23 protein-coding genes are annotated in these 23,598 nt (G+C 71.3%); all 23 read right to left on the bottom strand.

Features of this window, described 5'->3' with window-relative positions; all coding sequences use genetic code 11:
• Positions 1-306, bottom strand: a 306-nt coding sequence (locus VGT06_11795; protein ID HEV8663801.1) for a DNA polymerase IV, incomplete at its 3' end; no start/stop codon positions are given.
• Between the two features lie 56 nt (positions 307-362).
• Positions 363-545, bottom strand: coding sequence for a hypothetical protein (locus VGT06_11790; GenBank protein ID HEV8663800.1), 183 nt, complete (start codon positions 543-545; stop codon positions 363-365).
• A gap of 26 nt (positions 546-571) precedes the next feature.
• Positions 572-1,138, bottom strand: coding sequence for a hypothetical protein (locus VGT06_11785; protein HEV8663799.1), 567 nt, complete (start codon positions 1,136-1,138; stop codon positions 572-574).
• A 48-nt stretch (positions 1,139-1,186) separates the two neighbouring features.
• Positions 1,187-2,434 carry a HEAT repeat domain-containing protein gene (locus VGT06_11780; protein HEV8663798.1) on the bottom strand — a complete coding sequence of 416 codons (1,248 nt, stop codon included), beginning with the start codon at positions 2,432-2,434 and terminating at the stop codon, positions 1,187-1,189.
• Entirely contained in the window at positions 2,431-2,838 is a 408-nt protein-coding gene (locus VGT06_11775) for a MazG-like family protein (protein ID HEV8663797.1), read from the bottom strand. Before VGT06_11775 ends, VGT06_11780 begins: the two co-directional genes overlap by 4 nt.
• A gap of 5 nt (positions 2,839-2,843) precedes the next feature.
• Positions 2,844-4,256 (bottom strand): HD domain-containing protein, encoded by a 1,413-nt coding sequence (locus VGT06_11770; GenBank protein ID HEV8663796.1) that lies wholly within the window; start codon positions 4,254-4,256, stop codon positions 2,844-2,846.
• 142 nt (positions 4,257-4,398) lie between these two features.
• The gene (locus VGT06_11765; GenBank protein HEV8663795.1) at positions 4,399-4,578 is read right to left on the bottom strand and encodes a B-box zinc finger protein; all 180 of its coding nucleotides are present in this window, start codon (positions 4,576-4,578) and stop codon (positions 4,399-4,401) included.
• Positions 4,579-4,684: 106 nt separating this feature from the next.
• The gene (gene xerD, locus VGT06_11760) at positions 4,685-5,572 is read right to left on the bottom strand and encodes a site-specific tyrosine recombinase XerD (GenBank protein ID HEV8663794.1); all 888 of its coding nucleotides are present in this window, start codon (positions 5,570-5,572) and stop codon (positions 4,685-4,687) included.
• A 37-nt stretch (positions 5,573-5,609) separates the two neighbouring features.
• The gene (gene dtd, locus VGT06_11755; protein ID HEV8663793.1) at positions 5,610-6,056 is read right to left on the bottom strand and encodes a D-aminoacyl-tRNA deacylase; all 447 of its coding nucleotides are present in this window, start codon (positions 6,054-6,056) and stop codon (positions 5,610-5,612) included.
• Positions 6,057-6,068: 12 nt separating this feature from the next.
• The gene (locus VGT06_11750) at positions 6,069-7,448 is read right to left on the bottom strand and encodes a sigma-54 dependent transcriptional regulator (GenBank protein ID HEV8663792.1); all 1,380 of its coding nucleotides are present in this window, start codon (positions 7,446-7,448) and stop codon (positions 6,069-6,071) included.
• Positions 7,445-9,355 carry an ATP-binding protein gene (locus VGT06_11745; GenBank protein ID HEV8663791.1) on the bottom strand — a complete coding sequence of 637 codons (1,911 nt, stop codon included), beginning with the start codon at positions 9,353-9,355 and terminating at the stop codon, positions 7,445-7,447. The genes VGT06_11750 and VGT06_11745 overlap by 4 nt, the downstream gene beginning before the upstream one ends.
• A 13-nt stretch (positions 9,356-9,368) precedes the next feature.
• Positions 9,369-10,139 carry a prepilin peptidase gene (locus tag VGT06_11740; GenBank protein ID HEV8663790.1) on the bottom strand — a complete coding sequence of 257 codons (771 nt, stop codon included), beginning with the start codon at positions 10,137-10,139 and terminating at the stop codon, positions 9,369-9,371.
• A gap of 6 nt (positions 10,140-10,145) precedes the next feature.
• On the bottom strand, positions 10,146-11,465 hold the full coding sequence (locus VGT06_11735) for a glycosyltransferase (protein ID HEV8663789.1): 1,320 nt from the start codon (positions 11,463-11,465) through the stop codon (positions 10,146-10,148).
• 9 nt (positions 11,466-11,474) lie between these two features.
• Positions 11,475-13,145, bottom strand: a complete 1,671-nt coding sequence (locus tag VGT06_11730) for a tetratricopeptide repeat protein (protein HEV8663788.1) — start codon at positions 13,143-13,145, stop codon at positions 11,475-11,477.
• 62 nt (positions 13,146-13,207) lie between these two features.
• Entirely contained in the window at positions 13,208-13,924 is a 717-nt protein-coding gene (locus VGT06_11725; GenBank protein ID HEV8663787.1) for a tetratricopeptide repeat protein, read from the bottom strand.
• Positions 13,924-14,688: an ABC transporter permease gene (locus VGT06_11720; protein HEV8663786.1), complete on the bottom strand. Its 765-nt coding sequence runs from the start codon at positions 14,686-14,688 to the stop codon at positions 13,924-13,926. Before VGT06_11720 ends, VGT06_11725 begins: the two co-directional genes overlap by 1 nt.
• Positions 14,685-15,623, bottom strand: coding sequence for an ABC transporter ATP-binding protein (locus VGT06_11715; GenBank protein ID HEV8663785.1), 939 nt, complete (start codon positions 15,621-15,623; stop codon positions 14,685-14,687). Before VGT06_11715 ends, VGT06_11720 begins: the two co-directional genes overlap by 4 nt.
• Positions 15,624-15,766: 143 nt before the next feature.
• Entirely contained in the window at positions 15,767-16,243 is a 477-nt protein-coding gene (locus VGT06_11710; protein ID HEV8663784.1) for a prepilin-type N-terminal cleavage/methylation domain-containing protein, read from the bottom strand.
• 179 nt (positions 16,244-16,422) lie between these two features.
• Complete coding sequence (locus VGT06_11705; GenBank protein HEV8663783.1) at positions 16,423-16,899, bottom strand: prepilin-type N-terminal cleavage/methylation domain-containing protein; 477 nt, start codon at positions 16,897-16,899, stop codon at positions 16,423-16,425.
• Positions 16,900-17,153: 254 nt separating this feature from the next.
• Positions 17,154-19,364 carry an O-antigen ligase family protein gene (locus VGT06_11700; protein HEV8663782.1) on the bottom strand — a complete coding sequence of 737 codons (2,211 nt, stop codon included), beginning with the start codon at positions 19,362-19,364 and terminating at the stop codon, positions 17,154-17,156.
• A gap of 12 nt (positions 19,365-19,376) precedes the next feature.
• Complete coding sequence (locus VGT06_11695; protein ID HEV8663781.1) at positions 19,377-20,831, bottom strand: sigma-54 dependent transcriptional regulator; 1,455 nt, start codon at positions 20,829-20,831, stop codon at positions 19,377-19,379.
• Between the two features lie 16 nt (positions 20,832-20,847).
• Entirely contained in the window at positions 20,848-22,476 is a 1,629-nt protein-coding gene (locus tag VGT06_11690) for an ATP-binding protein (GenBank protein HEV8663780.1), read from the bottom strand.
• A 109-nt stretch (positions 22,477-22,585) separates the two neighbouring features.
• Positions 22,586-23,598 (bottom strand): type II secretion system F family protein (locus tag VGT06_11685; GenBank protein HEV8663779.1); only part of this gene is annotated, 1,013 nt, incomplete at its 5' end.

Below are 23,598 nucleotides of genomic sequence, written 5' to 3'. Positions count from 1 at the left end.
GAGGAAGGCCTCGTCAATGCTCAGGGCCTCGACCAGGTCGGTGTAGCGCCCGAAGATCCGGAAGAGGCGTTCTGAGACCTCCTGGTAGCGCGCCATCCGGACCGGGAGGAAGACTGCCCGCGGGCAGAGGCGGTAGGCCCGGCCGATGGGCATCGCCGAGTGGATGCCGAAGGCCCGGGCCTCGTAGGAGCAGGCGGCCACGACCCCGCGCCCCTTGCCGCCCTTCGGGTCGGCCCCGACGATGACGGGCCGCCCGCGGGTGGGCGGATGGTCCCGCTGCTCCACCGCGGCGAAGAAGGCGTCCATGTCCACGTGGATGATGCGGCGGGGTGTCGCGGGAGGGCGGGGAGCGCCGGCGGCCCTCACTGCAGCAACATCTCCAGGAGGTCGGCCAGGCGGGCCATGGCATGCCCGTCATCGGGCGGCGCCTGCATGGCCCGACCGCGAAGCCAGGCGATGAGGCTGCGCCGTCCCTCGAGGGAGAGGCTCTTCAGGGCGTCCAGGAGAGCGTCCAGGTCCACGTCGTCGCTGCGGCGGCGCCCCATGGGGCCTCCTCCCGGCGGGGCCGGGGTTACTCGAGCAGGCTGCCCCAGACGCGGCGGACGGCCGGATCGCGCAGGCGGTCCAGCTCGGCCCGGACGTGGCCGAGGCCATAGACGCAGAGCTCGAAGTTCTCGGACAGCTTGCGGAAGAGGGGGGCGGCCGCCCCGTGGGAGCCGAGGATGAACTCGGACACCACCCAGTAGGAGTGCTTGCCGGTCCGGACGTGGTCGAGGAAGGCGTCGCGAGAGATGGCCGGGCCGGCCTTGGCCTGGCGGGCGAGGAACTCGGGGAAGAGCCCCGTCATGAAGAGGGTGTAGTCGCCGATGTGCTTGTGGACTTCCCGCTCCCGCTCCACGGTGCTGGCCCGGTGGAGGAGGTCTCCCTCCGCCAGCAGCTCGGCCACCTCCTCCACCCGCTGCCCGGCCGCGTTGCGGATCCTGTAGACATTGTCCACGTGGGCGAAATCGGTGAGCAGCTCGGCCAGATACCCGGTCACCTCCGGGTCAGGCCAGGCGAGGCCCTCGAAGAAGGTCCGCTCCGTGAGCCCCGTCAAGAGGCGCCGGAGCGGGTGCCCAGGGGCGATCGACTGCGGCATCCCTGTCTCCTCCCGGGCCGCGGCCGCCCCCCGCGGCCCACCTTCCCATTATAGCAGAGGTCGCGGCGAGGTCCCTGCCGGCGGAACCCGCCCGGCCAGCTTGGCGAGGGCAAGCGCGGCGTGGGCCAACACGCCCGGGTCCCGGTCGCCCAGAGCCTGCAGGAGGGCGGGACGCACCGCGGGTGCCCCGATCTCCCCGAGCGTCCAGGCGGCCCGCAGCCGCAGCGGCGCCTCGCGCGCCCCGAGATAGGCCGCCGCCACCGGTGCGCCGGCTGCGTCTCCGAGCCGCCCGAGGATCCAGGCGGCGTACAGGCGCACGACGGCCGGCGCAGCCGCATCCGTCAGGACCTCTGCGAGCAGTGGGCGGGGGGTCGCGTCCCCCAGCATGGCCAGGACCTCCGCGGCGTAGAGGGCGAGCGAGCGGTCCGGGGCCTGCAGGGCGCGATGCAGCGCCTCCCGCCCGGCCGGCTCTCCGCGCCGGGCCAGCGCCTCCGCGGCGCTCACCCGGACGTAGGGGTCGCGGTCGGCGAGTCGTGCCGCGAGCAGCGTCCCGACCCCCCCGTCCCGGAGGGGCGCCAGCCCCAGGGCCGCCGCCATCCTGACCGACGGGTCCGGCTGGGCCAGACCCTCCCGGAGGACCGGGAGGGCTTCCGGCTCGCCGGCCGTGACGAGGGCGGCGGCGGCCGCTACCCGGACGGTCCAGTCCGGGTCCCGGAGACCTGCGCGCGCCGCCGCGGCGCCCGCCGGCCCCATCGGCGCGAGCGCCTCGGCCGCAGCGGCGCGGACAAAGGGGTGACGGTCCACCGCGAGCGGCAGGAGGAGCGCCCGCGCGCCGGGATCCCGCCGCGCCCCGAGACCGCGAGCCGCGGCGGCCCGCACCGCCGGGTCGGGGCTCTGGAGGGCAAGCCGCAGGAGCGGCGCCTCCCACGGGGGGCCGCCGGTCCCCGGCGGCAAGGGGCCCGCCTCCAGCACGGCGCGCTCCCCCTGCAGCAGCGCCTCCCGCAGGGCCGCGGCGAAGATGGCCGGCAGGAGTGCCTCCCGCCCCGGCCCCGCCGGCGCCCTGCGATAGGTGTCCACCGCCTCCTCGAGGCGCCCCGCCCCCAGGAGGAGGCGCACGTGGAGCGCGAGCGGCGACGGCGCCCCCTGCCGTTCGGCCCGCGCCGCCCAGGCTGCCGCCCGGTCCGTCTCGCCCGCCGCCGCCGCGGCGATGGCCGCGGCCTCGAGGCGTTCCGCCCCGGGGCTGCAGCCCGCCAGGGGGGCCAGCAGGAGGGCCAAGAGGAGGACCGAAGGGGTCACCGCGCCCGCCTCATCCGGCTCGCCCCGGCGAGGGCATGGTACTTCGCCGCCGTGCCGCGGGCCCGGGCCACCGGATACTTCCGGGCGTTGACCCGGAGCTTCCGGAGGGCCGCCCCCTTCAGGTTCACCCCGAGGACATCCGCGAGGGAGAGGAGGAGCAGGAGGACGTCGGCCATTTCCGCGGTGACCGCCTCCCGCCCCCGCCGCCGCGCCAGGTGCGCCGCCACGGCGGCCTCGTCCTTCCACTGGAAGTGCTCGAGCAGCTCGGCAGCCTCGAGGGCGATGGAGATGGCCAGGTCCTTCGGCGCGTGAAACTGCCGCCAGTCCCGCGCGTCCCGGAAAGCCGCCACCCGTCGCTGGAGTTCCCGCACCGCTGGCCCCCGCGCCTCGCCCGTCCGCGGCACGCTCCTCAGAGGTTGGTCTCGTAGGCCTCGGGGCGACCCGCGCGCAGGGCCCGCTCCGCCGCCTCGGCCAATTCCCGGTCGTGCCGGTGGTCGGGCGCGAAGACCCGGTAGTGGGCCACCTTGGCCGGGACGTCCTTGAAAAAGTCCCGAAGGGGCTTGGGGGAGACCTCCCCCGTGGCCGGGTTGTAGACGTGCACCCTCTTCTCCCCCTCCGCGAGCGGATTCAGGGGGCGCGGATCCTGAGTGGCCATATCCACTTCGAAGGCCATGGTGCGGAGTCGCGGCGGGAGCTGCTGCCGGATCGCCTCCTTCAGCGTGTCCGGTCTCCAGAAATCCATCAGCTGGTGAGCCTCGTTCATCGAGGCCACGTAATCATAGGCCATTTTCCACTTGACGCGCCGGTCCAGGATGTCCCGCCAGCGGCGCCCGAGCTCACGCTGCCGGGACGTCACCCCGCGCTGCCCCGGCGCCGCCCACTCCTGCACCTTTTGGAGAAGGAACCATTCGGTGATCTGCAGGTACCGGTCGAGCCGCCGCCGCGGATCCTCGGGGAGGAGCTCTGCCATGGTCTCCTCGAAGATCTCTCGCATCTGGAGGTCCATGGCCCGGGTCGTCCGGTGGTAGTACACGTCGGAGTACATGGCCACCCGGGCCTGGAGGAACCGGATGAGGACCGGGAGGCCGGCCCGGTGGATGGTGAGGCCCTTCGGGTGGGCGAAGGTGTAGAAGAGGAGCCGCTCGGTGTCCACCATGTCGAGGGAGAAGCCGGTCATGTAGGCGTCCCGCTGGATGTAGTCCAGGTTGTCGGCGGTGTAGATGCCGGAGAATACCTGACGGAGGAGCCGCACCCAGTGCGGGGCGCCCCGTCCGTCCTCCTCCGCCGGCTTGCGGATCAGGAAGGCCACCCACCGCGGATCCACCCGCTCGCCGCGCCCGAAGGGCCCCGCCGGGCTCCGCCGGAGACCGCGCAGGATCCCCCCGAGCTTCTGGACGATGATCCGCTGCCCCAGGATCTCGTGGGTCAACCCGTTGAAGCGGGGTTGGAGGTAGTGCTCGTCGAAAAAGTGACTGAAGGGCCCGTGCCCCACATCATGGAGGAGGCCCGCCGCCCGGAGCGTGGCGTGCAGCAGTGGGAAGGAGGGGCAGGGGCCCCCCAGCGTGCGACACGCCTCCACCAGGCTCGGGTAGAGCTGCTCCGCGAAGCGGCCGGCCATGTGCATGGTGCCGAGGGAGTGCTGGAACCGGCTGTGCTCGCCGGCCGGGTACACCCACCACGTGCTCTGAAGCTGATGGATGAAGCGGAGGCGCTGGACCCAGGGGCTGTCGATGAGGGCCTTCTCGGTCGGCTCGCGGGGATCCGCTTCGCGGGGGACCGTAAACTGGACGTACCGGTAGAGGGGATCGGCGAGGAGGGCCAACCCTTCGACGGGGGACCCCCCGGTGCGCGGGGCGCCTCCCGAAGCGGCAGGGGCACCCGCCCCCCTCCGGGGACCGGTGCCCCTTCTCCCCTGCCGCGCGGCGCTGCCCTCCTGCCGCCTCACCTCGACCCGCCCGGCCTCCTCACTCCGCCCCGACGGACCGGAGCGTTTCGAAGAGGGAGACTGTCCCCAGGTTTCCGCATCCCGGGCACTCCAGATCCATGGGCGTGGCCACGCTGGCGAGGCAGAGGGCGCACACCTCCTGGCGACACAGCTCGCAGTACCCGACCGCCTTCTCCCGCGGGTGCACGGGGCAGCTCATGGGGTTCCCCTTCTCGCGGTGACGGGTGACTTCCTCCCGCAGTGGCCCGGAGGTCGCGGCCACCTGCTCGCACCATACCATGCGCTCGCGGACAGGGTCAAGGCGATCAGGCCCGGGGGTGGAACCGCCGGTGAATGTCCTTCAGGTGGGCGCGGGCGACGTGGGTGTAGATCTGGGTGGTCCCCAGGTCGGCGTGGCCCAGCATCATCTGGACGGCCCGGAGGTCGGCGCCGCGCTCCAGGAGGTGGGTGGCGAAGGAGTGGCGGAGCGTGTGCGGGGAGACGGTCCGGCCGATCCCGGCCTGCCGCGCGTGGCGCTTCAGGAGGGCCCAGCAGGCCTGACGGGTCAGGGCGGCGCCGCGCCGGCCGACGAAGAGGGTGGGACTCTCCCGGCGCTTCAGGAGGGCCGGCCGGCCGTGCGCCAGGTACTCCCGGAGCCAGCGCAAGGCCTCCCGCCCCACCGGGATCACCCGCTCCCGGTCCCCCTTCCCCACCGTGCGGACGAAGCCGGCCGTCAGGTTGACCGCGCCGAGGCGAAGGCCGGTGAGCTCGCTCACCCTGAGGCCGGTGGCATAGAGGAACTCCAGCATCGCTCGATCGCGGAGGCCGGCTGGCCGGCGCGTCTCGGGCGCGGCGAGCAGGCGCTCCACCTCGGCGAGGCTCAGGACGCGCGGCAGCCGGCGCATCGGGCGCGGCCGGCGGACCAGCTCGGCGGGATCCTCGGCCGCCCGGCCGGTCGCGAGGAGGAACCGGTGGAAGCCCCGGACGGCCGACAGGGCCCGGGCAGCCGAGCGCCCCGTCAGCCCCTCCTCCTGCAGCCGGGCGAGGAACGTGTGGAGGTGCGCGGGGCGGATGGTCGCGATGCTCCGGAGGCCCTGCCCCTCCAGAAAGTCGAGGTAGCGGCGCAGATCGCGCGCGTAGGCCTCCCGGGTATGGCGGGACGCCCCGCGCTCCGCCGCCAGTGCCGTCAGGTACTCGTCCACCAGCATGTCCAGGGCCATGGGACCCCAGGAGGCAGAGGGGGCCAGCCCCTCACCGGTTCGCGGTGTCTAGCAGGAGGGTGACGGGGCCGTCGTTCACGAGGTGGACCTGCATCTTCGCGCCGAAGACCCCTTCCTGGACCGGGAGGCCCCGCTCCCGCAGCTCGGCCACGAAGACCCGCAGCAGGGGGACGGCCGCCTCCGGCGGGGCGGCGCCCGTGAAGGAGGGCCGCCGCCCCTTCCGGGCGTCCCCGTAGAGCGTGAACTGGGAAACGACGAGGGCCGCGCCCCCCACCTCGTGGAGGGAGCGGTTCATCTTCCCCTGGGCATCCTCGAAGATGCGCAGCTCCGCCACCTTCCCCGCCAGCCAGCGGGCGGCCTCCATCGTGTCCGCGCGCCCTGCCCCGAGGAGGATGAGGAGGCCGGGGCCGATGGCGGCCACCTCCTGCCCGTCAACCCGGACGGAGGCCTCCCGGACCCGCTGGATGACCGCCCGCATCCTCCCCGCCCGTCAGCGCTCCTCCGGCGTGGCCTCGATGCCGAACTCCTTGATCTTGTTCAGGAGAGTCTTGTAGGAGACCTGGAGCATCTCGGCCGCCTTGGACTTGTTGCCGCCGGTCGCCTGCAGGGTCCGGACGATGAGGTCCCGCTCGGCGCGCGCGGAGGCCCGCGCGCCGACCTCGTGGAGGCTCCCCGTGAGGGGGAACTCCGATTCCCGCTCCCCCCGCCCCCGCTTGAGCCCCAGGGCGAAGTCCTGGACGGTGAGGGCCGGCCCCGTGGTCAGGATGACGGCCCGCTCGATGAAGTTCTCCAGTTCCCGGACATTCCCGGGCCAGGGGTAGGCCATGAGCGCCTTCAGGGCCTCCGGGGTCACCTCCCGGATCTCCTTCCGCATCTCCTGGGCAAACCGGTAGACGAAGTGGGTGACCAGCATGGGAATGTCCTCGGGCCGGTCGCGGAGCGGCGGAATGCTGATGGGGAAGACGTTCAGGCGGAAGAAGAGGTCTTCCCGGAACTTCCGGTCCCGGACGGCCCGGGCCAGATCGGTATTGGTCGCGGCGATGATCCGGACATCCACCTGGATTGGCTTCGTCCCGCCGACCCGCTCGAAGGCGCCGTCCTGGAGGACCCGCAGGAGCTTCGCCTGGACCGCCGGGCTCAGGTCCCCGATCTCGTCCAGGAAGAGGGTCCCGCCGTCGGCCAGCTCGAACTTCCCCTGTTTCTGGGCCTGGGCCCCGGTGTACGCCCCCTTCTCATGCCCGAACAGCTCGTTCTCCAGCAGGGTGTCGGGGATGGCCGCGCAGTTGATGGCGATGAACGGCCGGCCGGCCCGCGTGCCCATCTGATGGATGGCTCGGGCGAAGAGCTCCTTCCCGGTTCCGCTCTCGCCGAGCAGCAGGGCGGTGGCATTGCTTGGGGCCACCTTCTGGATGAGGGCACTCACCTGCTGCATCGCCCGGCTCGCCCCCACGATCTTGGGGAAGCCCATCTTCTCGGCGACCCCCTCCTTCAGGACCAGGTTCTCGGTATAGAGCCGATACCGCTCCAGGGCCCGCTCGATCAGGCGGAGCAGGTAGTCGCTGTCGAAGGGCTTGGTCAGGAAGTCCACGGCCCCGTCCTTCATCGCCTGGACGGCGCTCTCGACGGTGCCGTAGGCCGTCATGAGGATCACGGGCAGATTGCCGGCCACCTCCCGCGCGGCCCGGAGGACCGCCAGCCCGTCCTTCTTGGGCAGCTTTACGTCGGTGAGGACGAGCTGGTAGTGGTTGAGGCTGAGCTTCTTGAGGGCCTCCTCCCCGTCCGCGGCCTCGTCCACCTTGTAGCCGGCCCCCTCCAGCGTTTCCCGGAGCATCCGGCGCATGCTGGGCTTATCCTCGACCACCAGGATCATGCCGCCTCCCCCCGGGCCCGCGCCGCCGTCGGCGTGGCGGGCAGGACGATGCGAAAGGTTGTGCCGCCGCCGGGCCTGCTTTCGACCTCGATGCGCCCACCGTGGGCCACCACCGCCTTCTGGGCCAGGGCCAGCCCGAGGCCGGTCCCCTGCTCCTTCGTCGTGAAGAAGGGGGTGAAGATGCGAGCCGCGTCTTCGCGGGCGATCCCCCCCCCCGTGTCCTCCACCCGGATCTCCACCGGGCCCGCGCCGTCTCCCTGGGGTTCCTCCGGGAGGCGCCGGGTCACGAGCCCCAGGCGTCCTCCCTGCGGCATGGCCTCCAGGGCGTTGCGGATAAGGTTGCCCAGGGCCTGCCGGAGGGCCGTGCGGTCCCCCTGGATCTGGATCTCCCCCACCTCGTGGCGGGAAGCCAACGTGATCCCGGCCTCCTGGAGCGGGCCCCGATACGGGTCCAGGGCCTCTTCCACCAGCTCCCGCACGCGAACCGCCCCCACCTGCAGGCGCACCGGCCGCGCGTAGACCAGGAAGTCGCGCAGGGTCACCTCCAGGCTATTGGTCTCGTCGATGATGGCCTGGACGTGCACCCCACGGGGATCCTCCGCCGAGAGGTTCTTCTGCAGCAGCCTGGCGAACCCCAGGATCGCCCCGAGGGCGTTGCGGACCTCGTGGGCGATGCCGGCGGAGAGCTGCCCCACCTTGGCCAGGCTCTGCTGGAGCGTCACCTGCTCCTGCAGCTGGCGCACCTCGGTCAGGTCGGTGAGGAGGAAGGTCACGCCGGCCGGCTCCCCCCGGCTGTCCCGGACCACCGAGGAGGCCAGGCCGATCCATCGGGAGGTCCCTTCCGGGCGGGTCACGCTGAGCTCCAGACGCGAGTGCGTCTGGCCGGTGCTGAGCGCCTCCGCCGCCAGCAGGGTGATGGCGCCTGCGGGGCCGAACACGTCCTGGCAGGGGCGGCCCAGGACCTCCCCCTCCGTGCGCCCGAAGATCTGGAGGGCGGGCCGGTTGAAGACCATCAGGGTCAGGTCGGGGCGGACGCTGATGACGCCGCTGGTGATGCTCCCCAGGATGGACTGCTCCACCGCGGCGGCGCCGCGCCGGTCGCCCCCAGTATAGAGCCGGGATAGCTCCGCCTCCTGACGCTGGAGCCGATCCACGAGGCGCCGGAAGAGGCCGGGCACCGACTCGACATCCCCCTCCCCCACCTCCGGGAGCGGGTCCGGTGTCAGGGCCTGGAGGTCCCGGGCCGCCGACGCCAGCGCGGCGTAGGGGCGCAGGACGGTCTGCAGGAAGAGCCACCCCAGGAGCGCCGCCCCTCCGAGCCCGGCCAGGTAGACCGCCGGGAGGAGCCAGCGGACCCGGTCCAGGAACCCGAGGAAGTCGGCCCGCTCCTCCACTGCCAGCAGGGCCCAGGGGGGCTGCCCCGGCTCCCGCAGCGGCCAGAAGAGGGTCCGGAAATAGCCGTCACCGGCCCAGTAGTAGTCCGTGAAGAGGAGGCGGGGGACGCGTCCCTCCGCCTCCAGGCGCGGCTGCCAGGCCTCGGGCGGGGGACGAAACGACGGGCGGTCCGCCGGATCCGGGGTCTCGGCCAGCAGGCCCTCCGGCAGGAGCAACGCCAGCCGAGCGACCCCCGCGTCCCGCTGCAAGCCCTGGAGCAGCCGCCGCACCCTCGCCCGCAACTCGGGAACCGGTCCCGCCCCCGGCCGCGGGAGGAGATCCTGCAGGTGCTGTCCTCCCAGGCGGGCCGCTGCCGTCAGGCGCCCCTCCAACTCCCGTTCGAGCTGCCGGTTCGCCTCGCCGAAGAGCACGGTGGCGCTCAGGAGGATCACCAGGAGGAAAAAGAAACTCAGGAGGGCGAAGAGGCGGACCTTTGCCGTGAAGTCCAACCGCCCGACTCCCCAGCGCCTCACGCCGTCCCCTCCCTCACCGCAGCCAGCCCCAGTACCAGGCCCAGAGGGCATCACCGAAGAACAGGGCGGCCGCGGCCCCGAAGGCCAGGAAGGGACCGAACGGGAGGAGCGTCCCCCGGCCCGCTCGTCCCGTGGCCAGCAACAGCCCCCCCAGGAGCCCCCCCAGCAGACAGGCGAGGAAGAAGGCCAGCAGGAGGTGGCGCCCCCCCAGGAACGCTCCCAGCATCCCCGCCAGCTTCACGTCCCCGCCCCCGAGCACCTCCCGCTTGAAGGCCAGCTCCCCGTACACCGCCAACAGGTAGAGGGCCCCCACACCCCCGAGCGCCGCCAGCAGGGCCTCCGGGAAGGGAGGCTTCCCGGTGAGGAGGCTGGCCAGCAGGCCGACCGGCAGCCCGGTGAGCGTGACCTCGTCCGGGATCTCCTGCCGGTCGAGGTCCACGAAGGTCACCACCACCAATCCGGCCAGCAGGACCGCCGCCGCGAGGCCGTCCAGGGTCGGCCCGAAGGCCACGAGGGCGGCGGCGAACAGCCCCCCCGTCAGGAACTCCACCAGGGGATAGCGCCAGGAGATGCGGGCCCCGCAGGCCCGGCAGCGTCCCCGGAGCCAGAGGAAGCTGAGCAGGGGGACGTTGTCCAGGGCGCGGATCGGTGTCCGGCAGGCCGGGCAGCGGGAGCGGGGGGAGATCACGCTCTCCTGCTGGGGGAGCCGGTGGATGCAGACGTTGCAGAAGGAGCCCACGGCAAGCCCGAAGAGGAAGCCGAACGTCACGGTCACCGCGGTCATCCTCCCTCACCCCCAGGTCGGGATCGCGAGCCTGGAGGCACACGGCCCGACCTTCCGGCTTTTCGCGATCCACTCGGAGAAGCCGACGTACCGGGCCTCCAGGAGCTGGCACCCCATCGCCTGGAGGAGCTGGCGCAGCCCGGCAGCATGATAACGGGTGATGTGCTCCTTCGCATAGGCCCCGGGGAGGACCCAGCCGTAAACCCGCTCGATGACCCGCCAGATCCACCGGCTGTAGTCGGGCGTCCCGAGGATCAGGAGCCCCCCCGGCGCGAGCACGCGCACCATCTCCCGGAAGAGTTCCGGATCGGGCGGGACGTGCTCGATCACCTCGGAGCAGATGACGGTCCGGAAGGCGGCCTCCCGGAAGGGAAGGGCCTGGATGCTCCCCTGCACCCTCCGTCCCTTATAGCGCTTGAGATAGCGGAGCTTGCGGAGCGCCACGTCCAGCCCCACCCCTTCTGGCAGGTCGCTGATGATCCGCGAGGAACCGCAGCCGATGTCCAGGACGCTCCGCCTGTCCTCCAGGAAGCCGTGGATGATCCGATACCGGTGCCGCTGCCAGTAGCGCTGGACCGGGATCCGGCTGTCGAAGGCGCGGGCGTCGTAGTCGGCGGAGGCGACCGAGTTCCGGAGCTGCCACATGCGCCAGAGGGTCCGGAGGTAGGCGGCGGCGAACCGGAGGAGGCGGACGTGGGACCGCCCCGCCCCCCGGGGCCGGAACCGGAAGGGGACCTCCCCCACCGTGAACCCGCTCCCCACCGCCTTCACCAGGATCTCCTGCAAGACGTCGAAGTCCGTCGCCTGCGGCGCAATCTCTGCCAGGATCTGCCGCCGGTAGAGGCGGAACCCGCTGCTCAGGTCTCGCACCGGCAGATCCAGGATCCGGCGATAGGCGACATTCAGGACCCGGCTGAAAACCCAGCGGACCCATCCCATCTCCGCCCGCCCGCCCGGGATGTAGCGGGAGGCGATGAGGAGGTCGGCGCCGGTGCGGGAGGCCCAGAGGGCGCGGATCACCTCCGGCTCGTGGGACCAGTCCCCATCCATGGTGAGCAAGTAGTCCCCCCGGGCGGCGGCGAAGCCTGCCCGGAGGGCCCCCCCGTAGCCCGGCACCGCCTGGGTGACGACAGAGGACCCCAGGGCCCGGGCGACTGCCGGTGTGGTGTCGCTCGAGCCCCCGTCGGCCACGAGCACCTCGGAGCGGACCCCGAGGCCGGCCAGGGTCTCCTGCAGGGCCGGGAGGAGGCTCCGGAGGTTCTCGGCCTCGTTGAGGGCCGGGATGATGACGGACAGGACGGGAGGCCCGGAGCCAGCTTCCGCCATCACGCCCCCCTACGGCTTCCCGTCGCCCCGCAGGATGGCGAGCGCCGTCCGCCAGCGCGGGACTGTGGGGTCCAGCTTGATCGCCTGCTCGAGCAGGCCGGCCGCCTCGTCCCGCCTTCCCTGGGCCGCGAGCACCCCCGCCAGGTTGGCCAGGAAGCGCGGCGTCGCCGGATCCAGGCGAACGGCCTCGCCGTACGCAGCGGTGGCCCGCACCACGTCCCCCTCCGCCTCGTAGAGGGTCCCCAGGTTATTCCAGGCATCCGCCTGGCTCGGGCGGGCGGCCAGAGCCTCCCGGTAGAGGCGCCGGGCCTCCGCCAGGTCCCCGCGGCGCTGGGCCAAGAGGCCCAGATTGTTCAGGGCGCCGGGGTGACCGGGCTGAAGCCGGAGGGCCTCCTGAAACTCCACTTCCGCCCGGGCCTCCTCTCCGAGGCCGAGGTAGACCGACCCCAGGTTGTTGTGGGCCAGGACCGAGTCCGGGTTGCGGCGGACGAGCCCCTCGTAGAAGGTCCGGGGGTCCCGCCAGAGCCCCGCCTGGGCAGCGGCCAGGCTGCCGAGGGTCACGAGCAGGGCGGCGGCGGCGACCCCCGCCGCCCGCCACCGCCTGCCGACTCCCACGACGGCCACCGCCGCCCCCGCCAGCGCGAGGGACAGCCCGACCGAGGGGAGGTACAGGTACCGCTCGGCGACAACGAAGCCCCGGATGGGGATGAGGTTGGAGGCTGGCAGCCACGCCAGTGCCAGCCAGGAGAGGCCTGGGCCCAGGCCCGGCACCCGCCGCCCCCAGGTCCAGCCCAGGCCGGCGAGCACTGCCAGGAACCCCGCCCCCAGAAAGACCCCCCCGTCGAGGAGCCCGGAGGGCGGCTCCACGTGGTGTTTGGGATTGAGGCCCACGGGCCAGAGGAGGAGGCCCAGGGAGACCGGCACCACCTTGAGGGCCAGGAGGACCCGATCCGCGAGGGCCGGGCCGCCGAGCAGGCCGAGGGCGGGGGACTGCAATGCCGCCGTCCGGAGCCCGAGGTACAGGAGGAATGCCCCCCCCTGCAGGGCGAAGAGGGGCAGACCTTCCCGTACCCGCGCCCACCCTCCCCGACCGGGCTGCGTAGCCAGGACGAGGGCAGTCAGCACCGGCGCCACCACCGCCACCTCCTTCGCCAGGAGGGCGAGGAAGAAGGCGATGGCCGATGCCGCCCAGCGGAGGATCCGCCTGTGCCCCGAGGCCTCGGCTCCCGCGGAGCCGAGCAGCACGGCCAGCAGGACCCCGGCCGCCGACAGGAGATCCACCCGGCCCTGGACCCAGGCCACCGCCTCCACGTGGACCGGATGGACGGCGAAGAGGAGGCCGGCCAGGAGCGGCGCGGGCCCGACAGGGAGGAGGCGCCGCGCGAGCTCCAGGACCAGCACACTGACCAGGGCGTGCAACAGGAGGTTCGTCAGGTGGAAGCCGCCGGGGTTCCCCTGCCAGAGGAATCCGTCGAGCCAGTAGGTCAGCGCGGTCAGGGGCCGGAAATAGACGAGGACGACCTCGCCCGCGCGGACCGGGGCCCGCAGAACCTCGAGCGGGGAGCCCGCCCCCACCTGCCAGCCGGCCGGAATGACCAGGTGATCGTCGAAGGCGAACTCGTAGCCCAGCGTCAGGATGTAGGTGGCCACCGCCGCGAGCGCCACCGTCGCGGCGGCCACTCCCGGCCTCTGGGAAAGGTCCGCGCCGGGGGAACCGGCGTGGGAAAGGCATCCCTCGACCTTCAATTTCCTCCTCGCTCTCCCGGGCGAGCGACGGGCGGAGCCGCTCCGGCCTCCCCGCGCTGGCGGGCCTGGAGCTTCCGGATCTCCCGCTTGGCTGCTTCGCGGACCCACGCGTTGTCCGTCGTATCCCGGAGCCGCTCCCACATCTCCAAGGCGGCCTCGACCAGCCCCGCACGCGCCCGCAGCCGCGCCACCAGGCGAGGCACATAGTGGGGGCGACCCGGCAACGCGTTCGTGCGCTCGAACCACTCCAGGGCGGCGGGGACGTCCCCCAGATCCAGGAAGTACATCCGGGCCAGGTCGTGAGGCAGCTCCCAGCGGTCCGGATTGTGCTCGATCCCCTTCCGGTAGATGGCGGCGGCCTCGGGGTAGACCCGGCCGATGGAAAGGAAGAGGCCACCCAGTTGGTACGCATCCACGAAGTGAGGGTCCAGGCTGGTCGTCAGGTCCACCAGCCGGTACAGGTGCGGGAATTGTCGGTCGGTCTGGATGTGCCCCCCGAAGTACTGGACCGTGCGGATCCAGAACAGGTCGGCCGCCAGGGCGTGATAGCCGAGGAAGAGCGGCCGCACCGCGGCGGCCGGGGGGAGCCAAGGGGTCTCCGCCTCCGTGGCCATGCCGGGCCGGAATCCCTGGAGGGCCTCCAGGAGCCCCGCCGCGGCGGTGGTGGCTGCGAGCAGGACGCATAAGCACGTGGTCGAGAACCGGATCCGCATTATTTGAAATCCCGGTACTGGAAGATCCAGACGGCTGCGGCCAGGAGGGCGGCCACGTAGGTGAGAGCGTAGGCCGCGGCCAGGCCGGCGGCGGCCGCCGGGACCGGCAGACCGTGCACGACCCTCCCCCCGATGTCCAGGGTCGCCAGGTTCGGGAGGACAAGATACAGGGCGACCAGCGCCGTCTGGAGAACGGGCCCGCCAAAGGTCGAGGCGAAGAGCTTCAGGTCCTCGGCCAGACTCCCCACCACGACCAGAGCGAGGGTAAAGATGGCGCTCAGGGTAGGCGTGGAGAAGGTCGAGAACAGGACGGCGATGGCGGTCACCACCATGAGCTTGAGGAAGGTCAGGGCCACCGGGAGCAGCAGCTCCCAGGTGAGGCGAGCCTCGATCGGCGAGGCCAGGAGCAGCAGGCCGACGGCCATGATGGCCACGCTGACAGCCAGCGTCAGGCCCAGGCCCAGGAACTTCCCCACGATGAAGTCCAGGCGGCGGATTGGCTTCGTGATGATGGTGTAGAGGGTCCGGCGCTCGACCTCTTTGTACACGAGCCCCACCCCGATGAAGACCGCGATCAGGGTGCCCACGAGCCCGATGGCGGCAAGCCCGAGGTCCTTGATGATCCTGGCCTCCCCGCCCACGCTCAGCGTGCTGAGGATGACGGAGCCCCCGAGCATGGCCAGCGCGAAGGCCAGGAGGCTGTACAGGATCCGGTCCCGGATGGCCTCCCGGAAGGTGTTGAAGGCGATGGCGGCGATCTTCACCGGCTCCCCCCCCGGATCCGCTCCAGGAAGACCTCCTCCAGGGTGCGGCGGTGGGGGACGACGCTGTGGAGTCGCCCTCCTGCTTGCAGGATCGTCCCGAGAACCTGCCCCAGCTCTTCCTCCCCTTTCACGCTCACGAGGATCCGGTCCCCGCTCCGGACCGGCGGGGTCACACTCCGCGTCGCGAGGGCCGCAGTCGCCTCGGGCGACAGGCTCGAGGCGGTCACCTCGATCTGCTCGAGCGGGCTCCCCAGGAGCTCTTCCACCTGCCCTACCGCCGCGAGGCGGCCCGCCAGGATGATCCCCACCCGGTCGCACACCATCTCCACATCCGGAATGATGTGCGTTGAAAAGAAGACGGTCCGGCCCTGCTCCCGCAGGTGAAGGATCAGATCCCGGACCTCCTTGCGGCCGACGGGGTCCAGGCCCGACATGGGCTCGTCCAGGAAGAGGACGGCCGGCTCGTTGATGAGGGCCTGGGCCAGCCCGATCCGCTGGAGCATTCCCTTGGAGTACTTGCGAAGCTGCAGTCGTCCCTGCCCCGGGAGCCCCACCTGCTCCAGGAGGGACCTCACCCGATCCCGCCGGACCGTCCGGGGCAACCCGGCCAGCGCCCCGCAGTAGTCCAGGTATTCCGCCCCCGTGAGGTAGTCGTAGAAGTAGGGATTCTCGGGAAGGAAGCCGATCCTGGCCTTCACCCGCACGCTCCCCGCTGGCTCCCCCAGGACCGTGGCGGACCCGGCGGTCGGGTGGATGAGGCCGGTGAGGAGTTTGAGGGTGGTGGTCTTGCCGGCTCCGTTGGGGCCGAGGAAACCGAAGACCTCCCCGGCCTGAATCTGCAGGTTCAATTCCTGCAGAACCCGGACCCGGCGGCGCCAGAAACCCGTCCGGTAGTCCTTGGTCAGCCCCTCAGCGCGAATGGCGATGCCATTCATGCGTCTCTCGACACCGGAAACAGCACCGATGGGAATCCAGGGACCAAGGTCTCGAGGAGCGGCGCGTCAGCCGGGAACCAAAAGGGGGGGGCGAGGATCCCCCCCGCGCTCGAGAATGGCGTCGCGGCTGCCGTACCGATCCCTTACTTTCCCTGCCACGAGCCGTAGACCCCGGAGTAGCCAACCCCCCCGTCGAGGGTCCCGCCGGCGGGGATACCCATCAAATCGGCCTTCACGCACGCGCCGGTGGGATCCGTCCCGCTGGGCCCCGGGCTGCAGACGTGTACCTCGACTCCAGCCGTGAGCGGGAGGGTGGTATCGTCGAAGAGGTTCGAGGTAACCCAGGCGTTCCCCCACGGGTCGAGATCCGAGACGTTCGCGTACCCGGTCATCCGGAGGCTCGCGATTGTGCCCGGGAACACACTGAAGTCGTTCTGGTAGACGACGGCCTGCGTCACCGCCGTCTTCGTGTCCGTGGCGGCCCGCGTATACTGTGCCCGCCGCCGGGCGCCCTGCAGGTTCGGCAGGGCGATGGCGGCCAGGATCCCGATGATGGCCACGGCGATCAGGAGCTCGATCAGGGTGAAGCCCCTGCTGCCGAGGCGCTTCCGCTGCCGCATGCCTCCCGGGCCTCCCTCGCTGGTTCCCACCGGAAACTGGGCATACCCCTCCTGTTCCAGCGATATCCATAACATGCAGCAAGGACTATGCCAACGGCTTTTTGGCTTCCGGCCCAACCCTGCGGAAATAAAAAGAGGGCAGGCAGCCTCACCGGCTGCCTGCCCCGAAGGGGAAAAGGTTACTGTCCCATCCACGAGCCGTAGGTCGCCGAGTAGCCAACGCTCCCGCTGACTGTGCCGCTGGCCGGGGTCGTGGTCATATCGGCCGCGACGCACACGCCGGTCGGGTCAGCACCCGTAGGCCCCAAGCTGCAGACGTGCACCTGAGTTCCCGCGGTGAGCGGGAGGCTGGTGTCCGCGAAGAGGGCCGACACGATGTAGGCCTGGCCCCACGGATCGTTGTCCTGAACGTTCGCGTACCCCGTGGTCCGTAGGACGGAGAGCGTCCCCGGGTACACGGAGTAGTCGTTCTGGTAGACGATCGACTGGGTGACCGCCGTCTTCGTGTCCGAGGCCGACCGCGAGTAGTTGGCCCGCCGCCGCGCGCTCAACAGGTTCGGAATGGCGATGGCCGCGAGGATCCCGATGATGGCCACGACAATCAGAAGCTCGATGAGCGTGAACCCCTTGGCTTTCTTTCTGAGTGCGTTCAGCATCTGGTCTCACCTCCTTCGGGTTGAGTGTCTGGCGCCTGGAGTAAGCAAGGGGTATGCCACCGGGCTAGCGCCGGCCCGTACACACCGCCTCCCATCTTCGACTATCGTCGCAGCATCGAGGAATCACTTTTTTTCAAGCACTTACAGCTAATCGCCCGGGGAGGATGCCAGGGCCGTCACCGCCCGCCGCCGGGCTCCCCCATGGGCCTGACCGCGAAAGCTCTCCCTTTTTTGCAAGCGGGTGACGGTCTTTGTCAGCCCCCGGGGAGGGGGGCGGGCGCAGACAGGACCCAGGCCCCCCTCTCCACGACCAGACGGTCGGCCGCCAGGACACGCACCAGGCGACCACCCGGCCTGGCAATCTCGAGCTCGTAGCGCACCTCGGCCGCGGTCTCCGAGGCGGCCAGGGCCAGGATGCGGCTGACCCGGACTTCTGCGGGACCGTTCAGGGGCCGATGCCAGTCGGTCACGCCCCCGGCGAAGAGGCGAGGAGGCGCTGTTCCGCCCTGCGCCCGGGCCGCCCAGTAGCTGACGATGGTCGCCTCGGGGGACCCCTGGCCCGGCGCGGAGAATCCGGAGCAGATCCCATCTGTTGCCGGGGCGAGGAGAGCCGCGCCCTCCCGGGCCGCAACGTCCGCCTCGGCCATCTGGCCATCGCGCTGAAGCAGCGCAGCCATCCGCCCAAGGATGTGGCCGAGGAGGTACCGATCGCCCGGGGCGAGGCAGCGGGCCTCGGATGTCCGGACCAGGGAGGGGAGGAACACTTCAGTCGCGCGCCGGTACCAGCGGAGGGCCTCCCCCGGCCGGCCCGTGGCGACGAAGAAATCGCCGAGCGTCCCGTACAGATTGAGGCCGGATGCCGGGTCCAGGGCGACGGCCCGGCGAAGAGCGGCCTCCGCCTCCTCGAGACGACCCGCCGCCCACAGCATGCGCCCCAGGTGGAAGGCCGCCCCCCCGTCGGCCGGGTTGAGTCGTGCCGCAGCCGCGGCCTCCGCCACCGCCTCCTGAGCCTTCCCCCGCCGCATGGCCACCTCCGCCAGCCAGTATCGCGGCGCGTACCAGGCGGGGTTCAGGCGCCGCGCCGCCCGAAAGGCCCCCTCCGCCTCCCCCAACGCCCCCTGGGCGAATGCCGCACGCCCCTCCTGCTGAAGGGAGACGGCGAAGGAGCGGGTCGCTCCCAACAGGAATGCCGTCAGCGCGACGAGCGCGGCGGCGCCCTGCAGGGTTCGCGCGGGGATCCGGGGACCCCCTTCGACCGTCCAGCTTCCGTCTCGCGCCGCTGCCCACAGGGCCCCCAACAGGAGACAGACGGGAAGCGCAATGGCCGGGAGGCTCCAGTCCACATCGAGGAGGGCATGCGTCGCCGAGGCCAGGAGGGCGGCGGTGATCCCGAGCAGGAGGGGGCGCTCCGGCCCGGCCGCGCGGAGAGCCCGGAGGGCCTGGCGGAGGCTCAGGGCGAAGCCCGCGAGGAGCAGGAGCGCGAAGGGGATCCCCGTCTCAGCGGCGAGCTCCACCCAGGCGTTGTGGGCGTAGCGCCCGGTCACGTACGGGACCTGCTGGTACTGGCCCAAGACGAGGGGGAAGGTCCCGGGCCCCATCCCCAGAAGTGGATGATCCCGGATGATCGCCAGCGACCAGGTGTAGATGAGCTGGCGCCAGCGGAAGGAGGGCTCAGAGGTGCTGCCGGTGAGGGCCCAGGGAAGGCTCGCCCATCGGGCAAGGCTCCCCGGGCCCTCCCACAGGGCCACACCGACCGCGAGGCAGAGGGCCGCCGCTGCCGCGACCCCGACCATCCGCCCTCTCCGTCCCGGCGCGGTACGCGCCGCGCCGGCGCCCCACCAGAGGAGGCCTACGCCTGCCGCCAGGATTCCGCCCCGGGAGCGGGTCCCGACCAGAGCGGCCGCCAGCAGGACGGCGCTCGACCCCCACCCCCACCGCTCGATGCGCCCGCGCGCGGCGACCGCCAGTCCTCCGGCGCAGAAGGCCCCCAGGAGCAGATAGCCGCCCAGGGCGTTACTGGTGGGAAAGGTCCCCCACAGGGCGGAGCCGTAGAGCGAGCCCGCGGGCGCCTGGAGGTAGGCGAGGAGCGCCGCCGCGCCCGCGAGGAGCCCGCCGGCGACCAGGGCCCCGGCGAGGGCCACCCGGTGCGGGGGGAGCGGGTACAGATGGAAGGCGAGGAGCCCCGCCAACAGGTACGCCGCGTACAGGAGGAGGGTCTGCAGCGTGAGCTCCAGATACACGGACCGCCAGGCGGAGGCCAGGAGCAGGAGGAGCGCCAGGAGGAACGGCCAGCGGGGGCGAAACAGGGGGGAATCGCCGGGAAGGACACCGGCTGCCAGCGCGACCAGCGTGAGGATCCCCAGCACCGCTGGCAGGAGGGGCTGCGCCGCGGGATGGAGCCCCGCCTGCAGCAGAGGAAGCGCGACGGCGACCGCCAGGAGGGCCAGACGGAGGGCTCGGGGCACGGGGGGGCGTCCCTACGCCTCGCCCGCGGGCCGCTCCACCCGGGCCGAGGGGCCCCGCGGGCGCTCCAGACCGTATTTCTTGAGGCGGTAGCGGAACGACCGGAAGTTGATCCCCAGGATTTGCGCCGCCTTGGTCTGCACCCCGCCCGCTTTCTCGAGGGCCTCCAGGAGGAGCTTCCGCTCCACCTGGGAGACCACATCCTCCAGGTTGAGGCCCTCGGGGGGAATCGCGGGGGGGGCCAGGGTCGCGGCGGGAGCCGCCTCGCTCGGCTGCCAGGTGCGGATCTCCTCCGGCAGGCTCCCCGCCGTCAGGACGTCCGACTGCTCGAGCGCGATGGCCCGCTCCAGGGCGTTCTCCAGTTCCCGGACGTTCCCCGGCCAGGGGTACCGGCTGAGGAGGCCCATCGCCTCCTCGCTGATCGGCTTCACGGCCAGGCGGTTCTGCTGGCAAAAGCGGCTGACGAAGCTCCCCACCAGCAGCGGGATATCCTCGGGCCGCTCTCGCAAGGGGGGCAGGTGGATCGGAATCACGTTCAGCCGGTAGAAGAGGTCTTCCCGGAAGGTCCCCTTCCGGATCAGGTCCTGGAGCTGCTTGTTGGTGGCAGCGATGAGGCGCACATCCACCCCGATATCCTCCGTCCCCCCCACCCGCCGGATGAGCCGGTCCTGCAGGACCCGGAGGAGCTTGACCTGTAGCGGCAGGCTCATCTCCGCCACCTCGTCCAGGAGGAGGCTGCCGCCGTGGGCCACCTCGAGGAGGCCGGCCTTGTTCACGACGGCCCCCGTGAAGGCCCCCTTGACGTGGCCGAACAGCTCACTTTCCAGGAGTTGCTCCGGGATGGCCCCGCAGTTGATGGCCATGAAAGGCTTCGTGGCCCGGTCGGAATGCCGGTGAAGGGTCCGCGCCACCAGCTCCTTGCCCGTTCCGCTCTCGCCCGTGATGAGGACGGTCCCCGCCACGTTAGCCACCTTGCTGATGACCTTGTAGACCTCCACCATCTTCGGGCTCCGCCCGACCAGGCCCTCGATGGCCGGCGCCGCCTCCCTCGCAGGCTCCGGCGAGGCCGCCGCCGCCGCCCGCAACCGCTGAGCCTCGAGGGCCCGGGTCACCACCCCTTTGATCTCTTCCACCTTGAAGGGCTTGGTGACGTAGTCGAAGGCGCCCTGTTGCATCGCGTCGATGGTGGAGGAGGCCGACGCAAAGGCCGTGATGAGGATGACCGGGATCTCGGGATCCACGTCCCGCAGCCCGCCCAGGAGGCCGACGCCGTCCAGGTGGGGCATCCGGATGTCCGAGATGACCAGGTCGAAACGGCTCCCGCGGGCGAGGCGCAACGCGTCCTTGCCGTTTGCCGCCGCCACCACCTGGTGGCCCTCCCGCTGAAGGAGGATCGTGAGGAAGTCCCGCATCCCGGGCTCATCGTCCACCACCAGGATGCGGGCGCCGCTGTCCTTGCCGCTTCCCATGGGCCGCTGCTCCCCTTCAGGCCAGGCGCTTGAGGAGGACCCGGAAGGTCGCCCCCTCGCCCGGTCGGTTCTCTACCTCGATCCGCCCGCCCAGCTCTTCCACGACCCGCCGGGCGATGGAGAGCCCGAGGCCTGTGCCGCTCTCCTTGGTGGTGAAGAAGGGCTCGAAGATGCGGTCCAGGTCCTCCGGCCGGATCCCGCCGCCCGTGTCGGAGAACTCCACGGCCACCGCGGCGGCCTCCGGGTCTCCCGGGTGGTCCCGGAGCTCGATCCGGAGCGTCCCGCCCTCCGGCATCGCCTGGACGGCGTTGAGGGAGATGTTCCAAAACACCTGGCGGAGCTGGTCCTCATCCGCCGCCACCACCACCGGCGCCTCCGACGGAGCGAAGCCCACGACCACCTCGGCCCCGGTCCGCTCCCCCTGCCGGAGGAGAAGCACGGTCTCCTCGAGGCACGTCACGAGCTCGCACTCCTTCCGCAGCGGGGTCCGGGGCCGGACAAAGTCCAGGAACTGGCCGGTGATGAGTTTGAGCCGGTCCGCCTCCCGCAGAATGATGTCCAGCAACTGGCGGCTCTGCCCGTGGGGCTGCAACTCCTCCTGCAGGACCTGGATGGAGCCACTGATGGCGGCCAGGGGGTTCCGGATCTCGTGGGCGATGCTGGCCGCGAGCTGCCCCACGACCGCCAGGCGGTCGGCCCGGCGGAGCTGCTCCTCGATCCGCTTCTTCTCCGACAGGTCCTGGAAGACCGCCACCAGGCCCAACACCCGCCCCTCCTGGTCCCAGAGGGGGGAGAGGCTGATCCCCACCGGGATGCGGCCGCCGTCCTGCCGCACAACCGTCACCTCCCCCCCCGCCACCGCCGGCGGCGGGCCGCCCCCCGCGACGAAGGCCGTCACGCCGGGGACCTCGCTGAACCCGGCCGCCTCGTACGACCGGTCCCGCACCTGGGCCTCCGTATATCCCGTGATGGCCTCGGCGGCACGGTTGAAGGCAACGACCCGACCGGCCGGGTCCAGGGTCATCAGGCCGCTGGGAACGCTGGCCACGACGTCCCGGTGCAGCGACTCGAGCGTGCGGAGATCGAGGCTCTGCTCCTCTAGGCGGCGGGCCGTCTCCCGCAGGCGCTCCGCCAGGTGGCTGCTCAGGAGGGCCACCAGGAAGAAGCCGGAGATGTTGATGAAGACCTGGAAGACCAGGTACGTCTGGGGGCGGGGGGGCGCCCCGGTCACGACCGGTGACAGGACCCCGTAGAACTCCAGGTTGATGAGGCCGCCGTACAGGATGCTGGCCAGACCGGCCATTCCCAGCCCGCCCCGCCGCCCGAGGAGAGTGGCGGCGGCGAAGATCGGGAAGATGTAGACGAAGGTGAAGGGGCTGTCCTTCCCTCCCGAGACATGGACCAGGCCGGTGCTGACCAGGATATCCACCGCGACCTGACAGAAGCAGAAGAAGACGAGGTTTCCGACTCGGGGGAGGGCGACCGAGTACAAGAGGCTGAGGAGGAAAACGAAGGCGATGATGGCGAACAGCGGCTCGGGCGGAAAGGGGGGCTCCGTCCGCAGCTGGATTATCACCGCTGACCCCAGGAAGAGGGTCACCACGGCGAGGCGGAGGCCGACGAGCCATTTCAGGCGCGTCAGCATCTCCTCCCGCGAGGTGCCCCGGTCCCCCGGCGTCCCCATTGTTCCCCCGAGACCGGAAGAGGCGGCCGCCGGCCGCCTCCCCGGTACCCCCGGCCCGCAGCCGGCGCGTCTAGCGGCCGAGGACCGTGATCAGCTTGAAGATGGGCAGATACATGGCGATGACGACACCGCCGATCACGATCCCCAGGAACACCATCAGCATCGGCTCCAACAAGGCGGTGAGGTTGGCGACGGCCACATCCACCTCCTCGTCGTAGAAGTCCGCGATCTTGCTCAGCATGGAGTCCAGCGCGCCCGTCTGCTCTCCCACGGCGATCATCGAGACGACCATGGGCGGGAAGACCTTCGACGCCTTCAGCGGCTCGGCGATGGTCTTTCCCTCGGCGATGCTGGCTCTCGTCCGCATCACCGCCTCCTCCACGACCTTGTTTCCCGCGGTCCGGGCGGTAATCTCCAGGCCGTCCAGGATGGCCACGCCGCTCGAGATGAGGGTGCCCAGCGTTCGGGTGAACTTGGCCACCGCCACCTTGCGGATCAGTTCCCCGAAGACCGGGGCCTTCAGGAGCAGCGAGTCGATGACCCTCCGCCCGTTGGGCGTCTTGTAGTAGTAGCGGAGCCCCACGATGCTCGTCACCAGCCCCCCCGCCATGATGTACCAGTACGTCGTCATGAGGCGGCTGGCCTCCAGGATGACCCGGGTCGGAAGCGGGAGGGTGGCCCCGAATCCCTCGAACATGGACTTGAAGGTCGGGATGACGAAGATGAGCAGGAAGACTACCACCGCCACCGCCACGCTCACGATGGTGGTCGGATAGATCAGGGCCGACTTGACCCGGCGCTTCAGGGTCATGGCCTTCTCGATGTAGGCCGCCAGCCGGTTCAGGATCGTGTCCAGGATGCCCCCCGCCTCGCCCGCTTCTACCATGTTCGTGTAGAGATGGTTGAAGACCTTCGGCTGTTTCTTCAGGGCGTTGGCGAAGGTCGAGCCCCCTTCGACGTCCTGCCGGATCTCCTGGAGCGCCTTCTTGAAGATCTTGTTGGGCTGCTGGGTAGACAGGATCTCCAGGCACTGGACCAGGGGGAGGCCCGCGTCGATCATGGTGGCGAACTGCCGGGTGAAGA

The organism is Candidatus Methylomirabilis sp. (genome assembly GCA_036000645.1).
In the GTDB taxonomy this organism is placed as follows: domain Bacteria; phylum Methylomirabilota; class Methylomirabilia; order Methylomirabilales; family JACPAU01; genus JACPAU01.
The sequence above is the reverse complement of the archived record's forward strand: the minus strand, read 5'-3'. Positions and strand labels throughout refer to the sequence as shown.